The 14,039-nt window shown below is 68.8% G+C and carries 9 protein-coding genes; 1 reads left to right on the top strand and 8 read right to left on the bottom strand.

Going from position 1 to position 14,039, the window contains the following annotated elements; translation table 11 throughout:
* Positions 1 to 100: 100 nt before the first annotated feature.
* Positions 101 to 2,419, top strand: coding sequence for a family 43 glycosylhydrolase (locus P8T65_RS31940; protein ID WP_399103288.1), 2,319 nt, complete (start codon positions 101 to 103; stop codon positions 2,417 to 2,419).
* A gap of 203 nt (positions 2,420 to 2,622) precedes the next feature.
* Here P8T65_RS31940 and P8T65_RS31945 read toward each other — a convergent pair whose 3' ends face one another.
* The 8 genes from P8T65_RS31945 to P8T65_RS31980 form a co-directional block, all read right to left on the bottom strand.
* Positions 2,623 to 3,501: a hypothetical protein gene (locus P8T65_RS31945; protein ID WP_316728650.1), complete on the bottom strand. Its 879-nt coding sequence runs from the start codon at positions 3,499 to 3,501 to the stop codon at positions 2,623 to 2,625.
* A 175-nt stretch (positions 3,502 to 3,676) separates the two neighbouring features.
* On the bottom strand, positions 3,677 to 4,648 hold the full coding sequence (locus P8T65_RS31950; protein ID WP_316728651.1) for an ABC transporter substrate-binding protein: 972 nt from the start codon (positions 4,646 to 4,648) through the stop codon (positions 3,677 to 3,679).
* A gap of 65 nt (positions 4,649 to 4,713) precedes the next feature.
* A complete protein-coding gene (locus tag P8T65_RS31955) occupies positions 4,714 to 5,517 on the bottom strand; it encodes a formylglycine-generating enzyme family protein (protein ID WP_316728652.1) in 804 nt (267 codons plus the stop codon).
* Between the two features lie 83 nt (positions 5,518 to 5,600).
* Positions 5,601 to 7,964: an arylsulfatase gene (locus P8T65_RS31960; protein ID WP_316728653.1), complete on the bottom strand. Its 2,364-nt coding sequence runs from the start codon at positions 7,962 to 7,964 to the stop codon at positions 5,601 to 5,603.
* 219 nt (positions 7,965 to 8,183) lie between these two features.
* Complete coding sequence (locus tag P8T65_RS31965) at positions 8,184 to 9,065, bottom strand: LysR family transcriptional regulator (protein ID WP_316728654.1); 882 nt, start codon at positions 9,063 to 9,065, stop codon at positions 8,184 to 8,186.
* Between the two features lie 620 nt (positions 9,066 to 9,685).
* Complete coding sequence (locus P8T65_RS31970; RefSeq protein ID WP_316728655.1) at positions 9,686 to 10,099, bottom strand: PIN domain nuclease; 414 nt, start codon at positions 10,097 to 10,099, stop codon at positions 9,686 to 9,688.
* Positions 10,096 to 10,299: a hypothetical protein gene (locus tag P8T65_RS31975; protein ID WP_316728656.1), complete on the bottom strand. Its 204-nt coding sequence runs from the start codon at positions 10,297 to 10,299 to the stop codon at positions 10,096 to 10,098. Before P8T65_RS31975 ends, P8T65_RS31970 begins: the two co-directional genes overlap by 4 nt.
* A gap of 521 nt (positions 10,300 to 10,820) precedes the next feature.
* A complete protein-coding gene (locus tag P8T65_RS31980) occupies positions 10,821 to 13,790 on the bottom strand; it encodes a response regulator (RefSeq protein ID WP_316728657.1) in 2,970 nt (989 codons plus the stop codon).
* Positions 13,791 to 14,039: the final 249 nt, after the last annotated feature.

Consider the following 14,039-nt stretch of genomic DNA (forward strand, 5'->3'; position numbering starts at 1 on the left):
AGCGCGATGTCATACGGGCGGCACGTCAGCACCTCGGCCGAGGTCTCGGGGCCCCCTCCTCAGGCATGTCTTCATCACGGGATGTGAACCCATGCACAGCGTGAGACCTCAGGGCCGCCGGAGAGCCCGGCCCGCCGCTCTGGCAGCCGTGGCCGCCGCCGTCTCGCTTCTGGTCGGCGTCGCCGGCCCGGCGGTCCCGGCCCAGGCGGCGGAGATCACCGACGGTCTGGCCCTCTGGTACAAACTCGACGCCACCTCGGGCACCGTGGCAGTGGACGCCTCGGGCAACGGCCGCAACGGAACCGTCAACGGCGCAGCGGGCTGGTCGGGTTCGGGGGAAGGGCTGACGTTCAACGGCTCCGACACCTACATCAAGGTGCCGGACAACATCATGAGCGGCATGAACTCGATCACCGTCTCGATGGACGTGCAGATCGACCCCGCCCAGGCCACGCCGTACTTCCTCTACGGCTTCGGCAACACCAGCAACGGAAGTGGCAACGGGTACCTGTTCACCACCGGCGACTCGTTCCGGACCGCCATCGCGTCCGGGAGCTTCTCCACCGAGCAGAACACCCGGACCTCCGCCGCGTTGCCGCGCTCGGTCTGGAAACACATCACCTACACCCAGACCGGCACCACGGGCGTCCTCTACCAGAACGGCGTGGAGGTGGCCCGCAACACGTCGGTCACCGTCACCCCCGGTTCCATCGGGTCCGGTATCACCACGGCCAACCACATCGGCAGGTCGCTCTACAGCGCTGACAAGCTCTTCAAGGGCAGGATGCGTGACTTCCGGGTCTACAACCGCGCGCTGGCGCCCGGCGAGGTCCTCGAACTGAGCGGGAACACCACGGGCATCTCCGCGGCCAACCACCCCGCGCTGAAGATCGCCGCCCTTATCGACGACGCCAACAGCAGGATCACGCTGCCCGTCAAGGAGGGCACGGACCTCACCGCGCTCGCCCCGCAGTTCACCCTCGTCCAGGGCGCGTCCATCAGCCCCGCCTCCGGCACCCCGCGCGACTTCACCAGGCCCGTGACGTACGAGGTGACCGGCTCCGACGGCGCCAAGCGCACCTGGACGGTCGATGCGCTGATCATGAAGAGTCCGGTCCTCCCCGGGCTCACCGCCGACCCGAACATCGTCCGGTTCGGCGACACCTACTACATCTACCCGACCACCGACGGCTTCGCGAACTGGAGCGGTACGCAGTTCAAGGCGTACTCCTCCAAGGACCTGGTCCACTGGCAGGACCACGGCGTCATCCTCGACCTCGGTCCTGACATCAGCTGGACCAACAGCCGGGCCTGGGCCCCGACGATGACCTCGAAGAACGGGAAGTACTACTTCTACTACTCCGCCGACGGGAACATCGGTGTCGCGGTCTCCGACTCGCCCACCGGCTCGTTCACGGACCCCCTGGGCAAGCCGTTGATCGCCCGCGGCGCCTACTCGGGCCAGATGATCGACCCGGCGGTCTTCACCGACGACAACGGCCAGTCGTACCTCTACTGGGCCAACGGCCAGGCGTACGTCGTCCCCCTGAACGACGACATGGTCTCCTTCGACGCCTCGAAGGTCACCAACATCACCCCCAGCGGCTACAGAGAGGGCTCCTTCGTCGTCAAGCGCAAGGGCACCTACTACTTCATGTGGTCGGAGAACGACACCCGCGACGAGAACTACCGCGTGGCCTACGCCACAGGCTCCTCGCCCACCGGCCCCTGGACCAAGCGGGGCGTGATCCTGGAGAAGGACCTCTCGCTCGGGATAAAGGGCCCCGGCCACCACTCCGTGGTGCAGGTGCCGGGCACCGACGACTGGTACATCGCCTACCACCGCTTCGCCATCCCCGGCGGTGACGGCACCCACCGCGAAACCACCATCGACAGGATGGAGTTCGACGCCGACGGCCTGATCAAGAAGGTCGTCCCCACCCTGGGCAGCATCGACCCGGTCTCCGGCGGCACCACCCTGCCGACCAACACCAGCCGCTCGCTCCGGTCGGTCAACTTCCCCGGCCGCTACGCCGTCGTGCGGTCGGACAGCCTCGGCTACCTCGACCCGGTGACGTCCTCCAGCACCACGGCGGTCAAGCAGAGCGCCACCTTCACCGTCGTCCCCGGCCTGGCCGACGGCAGTTGCTACTCGTTCCGTGACGCGTCCGGTCGCTACCTGCGCCACAAGGACCTCCGCATCCGCTTCGATGCGAGCAACGGCACGGCGCTCTTCAACAAGGACGCCACCTACTGCGCCCGGCCGGGTTCGGCCACCGGCTCGGTCGGCCTGGAGTCGTACAACTACCCCGGCCGCTACCTCCGCCACTACAACTACGAGCTGCGCGTCGACCCCTTCCAGGACAACGCCACCTTCCGCGCCGACAGTTCCTTCACAACGGTCGGCCCCTGGGCCTGATCGCGTTCCCCGCACGTCAAGGCCACAACGAGCGTCGGCCGCAACCTGCTGCGAGGTTGCGGCCGGCAATGATCTTGGCGGCCCTTCGCGATCATGGTTTCGTGATCACGAGGCAGAATTGAGGCCGAGGGTCACGTGGCGGGACGCAGTCCCTCGTCTGGCCCCCGTCTTCGGCCTCGGCGCCGCTCTGCATGGCCTCGCCGTCATCCTCGGGCAGGGGCTGCTTGCCCAGTCCGTGATCTTCCTGCTGGGACCGCGGCACCATCGAGATCGTGGATTCCCACCAGGCGCTTGAACCGCCGACTGATCCAGTCTGGGTGACGGCGCGGTGAGGCGAAGCAGGCACAAGAGCGCGAGCAGTGGTCCGGCGAGAAGGCGTGGGTTGATTCGAACCTGGTCTTCACCCAGGAGAACGGGGAGCCGTATCCCAGGAAGATGAAGGTGTGCCAGAGTGCATACAGTCGGTCGTCGCTCACGAAGTCGAGGAACGCGCCGGTCTGCTCCGGAGCCCAGACCATGACCGGACCAGGCTTCTCACCTGTCCGCTTCCATTCTTCGACCCGTTCCGGAGTCCGTACCAACGGCTTGGCGCGCTTGGCCGCGGGGAGCTCGACGAGAGCGGCCCAGTTGGTCGAGTACTCGCCCCGCTTGATCCCGCTCCCGAGGAACGAGCTGAGGGTGGCGTTGATGCGGTGCATCGTCGCGGCACTGGTGATCTTCCTCTTGCCCTTGCGGCCTTCGCGGAGGGCGGCGTTCGCATCCAGGTACACGCGGCGTGTGACACGGCGCTCTTCCTTCTTCCCTGAGGCCTGTACCCCGGCCCTGTAGGCGGCGTCGCGGGCTTCCTCCAGTTCGGCCACCTTGGCTTGATGGATGAGCCGCTCAGCGTTCTCCCGCTCGATCGCGTCGTACATGGCCTCGATGTGGCGCAGCTTCAAGTCACGCCGCTTGATGTGGCCAGGTTGAGGCTGGAGGTACAGGTCGATGTGCTCCTTGTACGCCTGGTGGGTTGTACGAGCCAGCCTCTTCTTGCGCTTGAGCCACTGACGCAGGTCATCGCCGATGGTGGTGTCGCGGCGCACAGCGAGGACGCGGCCACGGATGGATCTCTCATCCGGTCCGCGTGACCAACGGTGAACGGGGTCCCGCAGAGCCGTGCGTCACCTGGTACTTCGAACACTGACCTTCCCCGGGGTGTCCACACCCGTACGGCGGGGACACCCAGGGGAGGGACGGGGCCACTACTTCCGACCGGCCCTAGCCGAGCCAGGCCTTGACCTTGTCGGGGTTCGCCTCGACCCACTTCTTCGCCGCCGCCTCGGGGGTCATCTTGTCGAGCGCGATGTACCTGGCGACGGTGTTCTGGTCGTCGTTGGTCCACGTGAAGTTCTTCACCAGGTCGTAGGCCGGGCTGCCGGACTTCGCGAACCGGGTGCTGACGATCTTGTCGAGGTCGAACACGGGATAGTCGCAGGCGACCTTCGCCGGGTCCGCGTCGCAGCCTGCCGTGTGCTTGGGCAGGTCGATGTGGACCAGCGGCACCTCCGAGAAGAACCACTGCGGCTCGTAGAAGTAGCCGATCACCCACTTCTTGTTCTGCTCGGCGTCCCGGAAGGCCTGGATGAGCGCGGTCTCGCTGCCCGCGTACACCACCTTGAAGTCCAGCTTCAGGTTCTTCACCAGGGATTCGTCGTTGGTCTGGTACGACGGGTCGCCGTCGAGGAGCTGGCCCTTGCTGCCCGATTCGGAGGTCTTGAACTTCGACGCGTACTTGTTGAGGTTCTTCCAGTCGGTGATGTCCGGGTACTTCTCCGCGATCCACGGGGGGATGTACCAGCCGATGATTCCCTTGTTGCCGGTCGGGCCGAGGTTGATGGCGGTCTTCTGCTCCGTGATGTATTTCTTCTTCAGGTCGTCGTGGCCCCAGTTCTCCAGGATGGCGTCGACCTCGCCCGTCTCGAACCCCTGCCAGCCGATCTCCGCCTTCAGGTCCTTCTTGACGATCTTGCAGCCGAGTTCCCTCTCCGCGACATGGGCGACGACCGCCGCGTTCGCCTCGTAGCCCACCCACGGGTTGACCGCGAGGTTGAAGGTGCCGCACTTGCCGGGGCCCCCGTCCGCCGCGGCGGAGTCGTCGCCGATCTTCGCCCCGCCGCAGGCGGTCAGGGTGAGACCGAGTACGGCCATCCCCGCCGCGCCGGAACGCCACTGCCTTGCTCGCTTCGCCATGATCCTGCTCCTTGTGGTGCACCGGGTGTATCGCGCCGTTGTCCGAGTGAGGGAGTCGAAAGGGGTCACGTCATGTCCAGGGCGCACCGGAAACCCAGGTTGCCGGTGGCCGAGTCAGGGAAGAGGCCCTGCCGCGCGGCGACCCGGTAGCGGCGGCAGTAGGAGGCGTGGCAGAGGTAGGAGCCGCCCTTGGCGACGCGCTGCCCAGCGCCGGGGGAGGGGAGGAACGGGTCCTCGCACCACTCCCAGACGTTGCCGGTGACGTTGTACAGACCGAAGCCGTTGGGCTCGTAGGCGTCGACCGGACAGGTGCCGTACCAGCCGTCGGCCGTCGGGTGCCGGTTCGGGAAGTCGCCCTGCCACACGTTCATCCGGGGACGGCCGCCCGGCTCGAACTCGTCGCCCCACGGGAACACCTTCGCGTGCAGCCCTCCTCGGGCGGCGCGTTCCCATTCCGCCTCGGTGGGCAGGCGTTTGCCGGCCCAGGCGCAGTAGGCGCGGGCGTCGTCCCAGTCGACGTGGACGACCGGATGATCCGCCCGGTCCTCCCAGGTGGAGTGCGGCCCGTCGGGATGGCGCCAGTCGGCGCCCTCGACCTGTCGCCACCAGGGCGCGGCCGCCACTGCTCGGGTGGGCGGGAAGTCGTCCGGGAGCAGCCCGGCGAAGACGAACGACCAGCCGATGCGCTCGGCGGAGGTGCGGTAGCCGGTGTCGGCGGCGAAGCGCGCGAACCGGGCGTTGGACACCGTGCAGGCGTCGATCCAGAAGGCGTCGACGTCCACCGTGCGCACCGGGCCTTCCCCGTCGGCCGGGTAGGAGAGCGCGTCCTGGCTGCCCATGAGGAACTGGCAGGCGGGGACGGCCACCATGCCTTCGGATGTTGCCCGGCGGACGGCGGACGGCGGGGGCGCCGCCCGGTCCGCGTTCCGGCCGCCGGACGGCGCGCAGCAGTTCACTGTGCCCCCATGACGCGCCGGTGTAGTCCGCCGTCGAACTCGGACGACTCGGTGCTCCGGGCGTCGTCCAGATCGATGCGCACCGTGTGGATGGTCCCCGTGAACTCGTTGTCGAGTACCGGGTAGTCGTCTGTCACCGGTGTGCTCAGGTCCACCCCGACGTCGAGTGTCTCGTCGAAGGAGAAGTAGTACGGGATGGTCAGCTCGATCCGTCCGGTCGCGAGCTTCTCCCCATCCACCAGGAGTACGGCCGTGCCGCCCTTGCCGAGTCCTCCGCCGTCGTAGTCGAACCGGAGCCGGATCTCGTGCCGTCCCGGCGCCAGCGGCTCGCCGCCGCGCACGGTGTACAGGCTCATGCCGAAGTAGTTGTAGGCATAGGCGGGCCTGCCCTCGGTGAAGTACAGGGACCAACCGCCGAACCGGCCGCCCTGAGCGATGATCACGCCCTCGGCCGCTGTCTCCGGCAGCTCGACGTCGGCCGTGATGCTGTGCGAGCGGTTCTTGACGTTGAGGGTGGTCTCCTCGGTGAACCGCCGCATCCCCGCGCGGTAGGTGACGGAGGTGCGGTCGCCGAGCAGATCGATACGGCCGGCCACGGCCGGGTTCTCCCGCTCGGTGACCCGGTCGTCCAGGGGGAAGACCTGGTACTTCGCCGCCTCGATCAGGAACAGGTCCTGCAGCCGGCGCAGCTTCTGGGGGTGTTCGGCGGCGAGGTCGTGCGCCTGGCTCCAGTCGGTGCCGAGGTCGTACAGCTCCCAGACGTCGTCGGCGAACCTCCGGCCCTTGTCCGGCACCATCTCCCAGGGGATGCCGTGCCGGGTGACCGCCATCCAGCCGTCGTGGTAAATGCCCCGGTTGCCGCACATCTCGAAGTACTGGGTACGGCGGTGCTCGGGCGCCTCGGGGTCGGCGAGCGTGCGCTGCATGCTCGTGCCCTCGATGGGCTGCTGCGGCACCCCGTCCACGCTGAACGGCGCCGGGATACCCACGCAGTCCAGGATCGTCGGCAGGACGTCGATCACATGCGAGAACTGGTGACGCAGCCCCCCGCGCTCGGCAACCCCGCGCGGCCAGTGCAGGATCATGCCGTCCCGGGTGCCGCCGAAGTGCGAGGCGACCTGCTTGGTCCACTGGTAGGGGGTGTTCAGCGCCAGCGCCCATCCCGCCGGGGCGATCGGGTAGCTGAGCGGGCCGCCGATCTCGTCGATGTGGCCGATCATCTCGTCCGGGTCGTCCACCACGCCGTGCCCCAGCCGGTGCTCGACGATCGTCCCCTCGATGCCGCCCTCGCCCGATGCGCCGTTGTCGCCGAGGATGTAGAGGAAAAGGGTGTTGTCCAGCGCGCCGAGTTCCGCCAGCGCGTCGACGAACCTGCCGACCTGTGCGTCGGCGTGCTCGGTGAAGGCGGCGAACGTCTCCATGAACCTCGCCGACAGCCGGCGCTGGTTGTCAGTGAGTTCGTCCCAGTGGGGAACGCCCTCGGCCCAGCGCGCGAGTTCCGTCTCCGGGGGTACGACGCCGAGTTCCCTCTGGCACCGCAAGGTCAGCTCGCGCTGGCGGTCCCAGCCGTGGTCGAACCGTCCGCGGTACTTCTCCTGCCAGGCGCGGTCGACGTGCAGCGGCGCGTGTGCGGCACCCAGCGCGAGGTAGGTGAAGAACGGCCGGTCCGGGGTCAGCGTGCGCTGGGTGCGCACCCAGTCGATGGCGTGGTCGACGAGGTCCTCGGACAGGTGGTAGCCGTCCTCGGGGCGGCGGTCCGGCTCGATGGGGGTGGTGCCCTGGTACAGCAGCGGGTACCAGTGGTTCATCTCGGCGCCCATGAACCCGTAGAAGGTGTCGAATCCCTCACCGGTGGGCCAGCGGTCGAACGGCCCGACCGCGCTGATCTCCCGCGGCGGGGTCTGGTGCCATTTGCCGAAGGCGGCCGTGCTGTAGCCGTTGCCCTGCAGGATCTGGGCCATCGTCGCCGCGCTGCGCGGCCTGAACCCGTTGTAGCCGGGGGCCGCGGTGGTCATCTCGGTGGTGCCGCCCATGCCGACCGAGTGGTGGTTGCGCCCGGTCAGCAGGGCCTGCCGGGTCGGCGAGCACAGGGCGGTCACGTGAAAGCGGGTGTAGCGCAGCCCGCCCGCCGCGAGCCGGTCCGCGGCCGGCATCTCGCACGGTCCGCCGAACGCGCTGGAGGTGCCGAACCCGAGGTCGTCCACGAGCACGATCACCACGTTCGGTGCGCCCTCGGGCGGAGGGACCGGGCCGATGGGGGTGAAGGCGGTCTCCTGGTCGTGGACGTCCATCGCGGTCGTCAGCGGCCGGCGGGTGTCGGGCCGCGGAAGTATGTGCCGTCCGGCGTCGAACCCAGTCATGTATTTCTCCGATTCGGTGCCCGGCGGGAAAATGTCACACCCTCTTGTCGCGGCCGAATCACGGGTGTAATGCAGCCGGACTCAGCGGCCCGTAGCGCCCTGGCCTGCGACGCAGTCAAAGTGTCAGTCGCGGCCGAGACCGGTCAACAAGAGGCCTTGGATTTGAGCGAACCGGTTTTGAATGAGGGCGATAGAAAATTTCTATACCCGCAGGGGATTTCAGTTCTCGGCGGGTGAGGAGGCCAGGTCCACGAACGCCTGGGCGGCGGGGGACAGCGGGCCCGACCGCCAGACCAGCCGCCCGTGACGCAGCAGCCGCGGACTGTGGGACAGCATCCGGGCCCCGCGCAGCGCGGCGTCCCGGGCCATGGAGGCAGGCAGCAGGGCGGCGCCGACGCCGGAGAGGACCAGCGGCACGATCATCGCGCGGTGCGCGGTCTCCACCGCGATCCGCGGTGCGACGCCCAGCGCGGTGCACACGTCGTCCACCGCCGCCCGGGTCTCGGTGCCCGGCGGTGTCACGATCAGGTCCAGTGCGGCCAGCTCACGCGAGGTGATGGTGTCGCCCGCACGATGCGGGTGATCCGCGGGCAGCACGATGTGCATCTCCTGCTCCGGCAGGTCGATCCCGTTCAGGTCCCCCGTGGTCACCGAGGCGTCCACCAGCCCGAGTTCGCACTGCCCGGCCGCGACCATCTGCGCCACGGCAGGACCCCGCTCCGGGTCGACCACGCGCACGGAGACCTTCGGATGCGCGCGGTGGAAGCGCCCCAGCATGTCGGCCAGGGGGTCGACGGAAAGGGTCGTCTGCGAAACGATGTCGAGTCGGCCGCCGCTGAGCCCGAGGACCTCCCGGACCAGGGAACTGGCCGTGGACAGGTCGCGCAGGACCTGCTGGGCCGGCCGGACCAGCGCCTCACCCGCCGCCGTGAGGGCGACACCCTGCGGGAGACGGTGAAACAGGCTTCCTCCGAATTCGCGCTCCAGGGAACGGATCGCATGCGACAGCGAGGGCTGCGCGACATGGAGCGCGACGGCCGCGGCTGTGAATCCGCCGTGCTCGACCACGGCGATGAAGTATTCCAGCTGGCGTCGTTCCATCGGGTCTCCATCGGGTCTTCCGCGCATCCCGGGGCCACCGCACGCCCCTTTCGGGCGAGTGACGGGAACAGTGTCTCCCGGGCCTGCCGCGCGGGCGATCTTCCGTGCGGCGGCCGTGAGGACGAATTGAGGACGCAGGTCAGGCTGCCGGGCATAGCCCGTCGTCCGGTGCATCACTGTCGTCTCCGCCCCTGTCCTACGAACGCCTGCGCCGCACGGCGAGGGAACGCTCAGGCCGAGGCGCCGAGCCCAGCCTAGTGCGGGAGTCATCGACAGTGAGTCGGTGGACGCCTCCGAGACCGTCGGCGAGGACAGTCGGGCGGAACGCCGAACCACGGGGCTGAATCCGCTGCTCGTGAGTTCAACTCCGCGGCCTTCAGAGTGCGTTGGGATCACTCAGACCTGCGCAGACGTATAGGCCTGTGGCTGGAGGATGGCGTCTCGGGCGGGCTGTGCGAGCGTCTGGACGCCGGATTCTGGACGCTGGCTGGACACGAGGATCCGGAAGTGGTGTCGCCAGGTGACCTCTGGGTGTCGGGAGACGGCCCAGGCCGCCGCGGACTGACCGCCGGGCGGCCGGGTCGGTCAGAAGCGCGGTGCCCGTCGGCACCGCGCGAGCTCTACTGTCTGAGGTCGATCGTGCGGACCGGCTGCCCTGTCGTGCGGGCGACGGTTTCGAAGTCGCGGTCGTAGTGGAGGAGGGTGAGTCCCGCCTCTTCCGCGGCTGCGGCCACCAGGAGGTCGACGGGGCCCGCGCTACGGTGTTCTCCCTTGGCGGTCAGTTGTTCCTGGACGATGCGGGAGCGGCGGTAGACGCCGTCCGGCATGGGGCAGCCGATGTAGTGGGCATCGAGTGCCGCCTTCAGGCGGGCGCGGTCTGTGGTCGAACGAGCCGAGTAGAGGACTTCCAGTTCGGTGAGGTCGCAGATCGCGACGAGGCCGGCGCCGATCCTGTCGTCCCATTCGGCCGTGTTCCGGCGGAGCAGGACGCGGGCGAGGGCGGAGGTGTCGATGAGGTAGTCGGCGACGGTCACTCGTCCGCTCCGGTGACGCGGTCCTCGGTTGCCGAGCCCGTGCTCATGGGACGGTACGCGCGCTTGTCCAACAGCAGATTCATGTCGAGAGCGCCGTCGGCCGCCAGTTCACGGGCTTCTTCGAGTGCGCGCAGACGCCGGTAGCGGGCCGTGACTTCCCGCGGGGGAGACGCATGGATGCAACGGCGCTGCGGCGGCATCCCGGAGGGTGCGGAGTCGGCGCGAGCGTGCGAAAAGAGTCGGTGCCGTCGTGTCCGCGATTGTCCCGTGATGCCGATCAGCGGCGGACCTGCGGTGGCACGGTGCCGGTGGGGGATGGCGATCTCCCGCTTGGGTGGCCGACGTACCCGACGTGGTCCAGCAACACGGTCTCGACCTCGACGAGCCTTGACCCCTGATCTTGTGGACGCCGGCGAGGATCTCGCCGAGGACGGCCTGCGGTGGCAGACGTGTAGAGATCTCTGTTTGAGGGACGGTGATCAGGCCACGAGTGCGAGGCTGTCGCGGTAACGGATGGCCTGACCCGCAGGTGCTCGCGCTGCGGGTGATACTTCCAGTACTCCTCGAAGTCGCCGTTGCTGCTCACCGTGCGGAGCCTGAGACACTCTCGGCCCCGGCCAGGCCCAGCGGGCACCGCTGATGTCCATCCGGTCCTTCGCCAGATGCCGGCACGCCCCCTCGATCCAGGGTTGGTTGGGCGTCGGCGGGCGGACACCAATCTTCAGCAGCGACTGCGCAACTCCTGCGTGGCCCGGCGCATCTCGTCCGCCAACCGCGTCAGGACCGCGGGGAGCGGAGCGTCGTCACGAGCCGTCCACGGCCGCCGCGCGTCGGCAGCGGCCTCGAGGTCCTGGCAGAGTTCCGCCGCGCGGGTGGCTCCCACGGTCGCGCAACTGCCTTTGAGACGGTGCGCCAACAGGCGCGCCGTATCGAAGTCCCCGGTCTCCAGCGCCTCCCGCAGCCGGTTGAGGACCTCGGGGGTCGAGGCCGCGAACGCGTCCGCGATGTCCGCGATGTCGTCGGCGGACAGGCCGTCGAGCTCCGCCGGTATGTACGAGGTGTTCGGTGCTACGGATTCGGTGGGCGGTTCCGCCGCCGTCCAGACGGCGATGCGGGTGAGCACCTGCGTCCAGTCCACCGGTTTGGTGAGGTGGTCGTCCATGCCTGCCTCGATGCACCGGGTCCGGTCGTCCGGCATGGCCGCCGCCGTCATGGCGATGATCGGGACGCGCTCGGATCCGGCCCGGCGCCGCCTGATCTCGGCCGTCGCGGCGAGGCCGTCGAGTCCCGGCAGTTGGCAGTCCATGAGGACGAGGTCGTACCGGTCGCGGAGCACGGCTCGAACCGCACGTTGCCCGTCGTCGACCACGTCGACATGGTGGCCCGCTTTCTGCAGGACGAGCCGTGCGACCTGGGAACTGACGTCGTCGTCCTCGACGACGAGGACACGGACCGGGCGTGCCGCGACGCCGACATGATCTTGTGCTCCGCCGTCGTACTGGTGGGGAAGCAGCGCCGGGGGCTCGGGGGCTCCCGCCGTGCCGAGCGCGTTCTGCGCCGCCGCCAGCAGACGGCGCCGGCTCAGTGGCAGGGTCACCGACTGGACGATCCGGTCCTTGGTCCGGGAAGCGGCAGGCCATGCGGCACCGGTGCGTCCCGGAGTGATCAGCACGATGACGTTGGTCGCGTGGAGCGCGGGATCGGCGAGGACGGCGTCGGCGAGCGACCCGTTCTCGCCGTCATCAGGCCGGGCCGGACGCGTGCCGTTTCCGGCGAGTGACATGTGGAGATCGATGACGGCCAGGTCGAACGGCGACTGATCGGCTGCCGCGGCCCGCAGTGCGGCTGTGGCTGCGGCAGCGTCCGCCGTCTCTTCCACCACCAGACCGGCTCCGGACAGAATGCGGCGCGCCAGCTCCCGGTTCTCCTCGTCCGCGTCGGCGATGAGGACGCGGCGACCGTTCAGTTCCTCGTGGGCGGGGGCGGTCCGGGCGAGGACGTCCATGGGCAGCGTCACCCAGAAACGGCTGCCGACGCCCTTCACGCTGTCCAGCCCGATCCTGCCGCCCATGAGCTCGACCAGCTGCCGGCTGATGGCAAGCCCCAGTCCGCTGCCGCCGGTGCGGCGAGTGATGGGGGAGTCGAGCCGACGGAAGGTCTCGAAGACCCGGTCCCGATCCTCGGGGCCGACGCCGATGCCGGTGTCGCGGACGGTGAACCGCAAGGTCGCCGGGTCAACGGTGGACGGGCCACCTTGATCGCGGTCGGGTTCCAGGGTGACCTCCAGGTCGATCCCGCCCTGGACGGTGAACTTCATGGCGTTGCCGAGGATGTTGCTCAGCACCTGCCGGAGCCGGACGGGATCGCCGACCACGTGCTGAGGGAGGTCCTCGGCCAGGTGGAGCGCCAGCCACAGCCCCTGCCGGTAGGCGTGCGGGGCGAACAGGGCCACGACCTCGTCGCACAGCCGGGGCAGGTCGAAGGCCACCTTCTCGATCCTCAGATGGCCCGCCTCGACCTTCGACAGATCGAGGAAGTCGTCCAGCAGGCGGAGCAGGTTCTGTGCGGATTCCTGCACGGTGCTCGCGTAGTGCCGCTGCTCGTCGTCCATGCGGGTGTCGAGGAGGAGGGTGTTCATACCCAGTACGCCGTTGATCGGTGTGCGGATCTCGTGGCTGACCTTGGCCAAGAACTCGGACTTGGCGGCCGAGGCCCACACCGCCTCGTCCCGCGCCGTGGCGAGCGCGTCCGCGTACCGCGCCAGGGTCCGTTGCGCCCGTCGACGGCTACGACTGGTGTGGATCTGGAAGCCGAGCCCGGCCAGGATCAAGGCGGTGAGCAGGGCGGCTATGAACAGCACCCGGTTGCGCAGATGCGCCGCGGAGGCCAGTGCCTCGGCGGCGGGCACCTCGGCGGTGACCGTCCAGCCGATGCCGGGGATGGGCTCGGAGGCCGAGAGCACCGGCCCCTCGTAACCGCGCCAGTTGGTGAAAACCCTGCGGCCTGCCAGTGCCGCGTCCACCCGCGCGTCCTCCCGCAGGGAGGTGAGTGCGAACAGCCGGCCCGCCGGGTCCGCCACCAGAACCCCGGCCCGGTCCGTGATCAGCAACCGGATCCCTTGCGCCTCGGCGGCCTCCGAAGCGTACGCCTGGATCGCGTCCAGGCTATAGACGGCGGTCAGGATGCCCATCAGTTCATGGCCGTCCTCGCCCGGGATCGGCGCCGCGACGGCCACGGCACGGGAGACGCCCCGCATGGTGGGGGTGTACGCCTGCGACACGTACGGCTGCATGTCGTTGCGCACCGCGCGGTACCAGTCAGTTCCGCTGACGTCCTGGAACAGCTTGAGCGAGGGCTGGGCGTCGATCAGCCGGCCGTCGGGCGCGGCCATGATCACTCCGCTGATCCCGGGCCGCATCCGGGCCAGTTCCGCCAGCGCGTCGGGCAGACCGGCCGCGTCCGCCCGGTTGCCCGAGGTGACCAAGGAGCGTATCTCGGGCCGCTGGGCGTAGGCGCTGACGAGCTGCCTCAGCGTGCCCATCTGCTGCTCCACGACCACCCGGCTCACCGCGGCGGTCGTCTCCACCCGGTCCCGAACCTCGCTGCGGACAGCCTGGTCGGACAGCGTCACGCTCGTCGAGGTCAGCAGCCCGAGCGGCAGCAAGCCGAGCAGGGCCCACAGCGCGGCCACCGCGAACAACCATCCCCGGTCGCTGTCACCGCGGCGCGGTGACCACCGGAAACGCCGTCCGGTCCTGGAGAGTCGCCCTCCCAGTGCGCTCACCTCCAAGTGAACAGACGAGTCATCGAGATGCCGCCGCAGTACAGAGTGGTTGCCGGAAGGAAAAATAGTAGGTTGAGCGGTTGAAAGAGACATATGCGGTGAGCACAATGCACAAAATGCCGAGGGACACCGCGTTGATTGGGAATCTATGGGGTC

The sequence above is a fragment of the Streptomyces sp. 11x1 genome (assembly GCF_032598905.1).
Taxonomy (GTDB): domain Bacteria; phylum Actinomycetota; class Actinomycetes; order Streptomycetales; family Streptomycetaceae; genus Streptomyces.

What these genes read in the sequence shown, in the direction of transcription:
- P8T65_RS31950 (WP_316728651.1), bottom strand. Translation starts at nt 4,648, where the DNA reads ATGGCGAAGCGAGCAAGGCAGTGGCGTTCCGGCGCGGCGGGGATGGCC.
- P8T65_RS31955 (WP_316728652.1), bottom strand. Translation starts at nt 5,517, where the DNA reads ATGGTGGCCGTCCCCGCCTGCCAGTTCCTCATGGGCAGCCAGGACGCG.
- P8T65_RS31960 (WP_316728653.1), bottom strand. Translation starts at nt 7,964, where the DNA reads ATGACTGGGTTCGACGCCGGACGGCACATACTTCCGCGGCCCGACACC.
- P8T65_RS31965 (WP_316728654.1), bottom strand. Translation starts at nt 9,065, where the DNA reads ATGGAACGACGCCAGCTGGAATACTTCATCGCCGTGGTCGAGCACGGC.
- P8T65_RS31975 (WP_316728656.1), bottom strand. Translation starts at nt 10,299, where the DNA reads ATGCCGCCGCAGCGCCGTTGCATCCATGCGTCTCCCCCGCGGGAAGTC.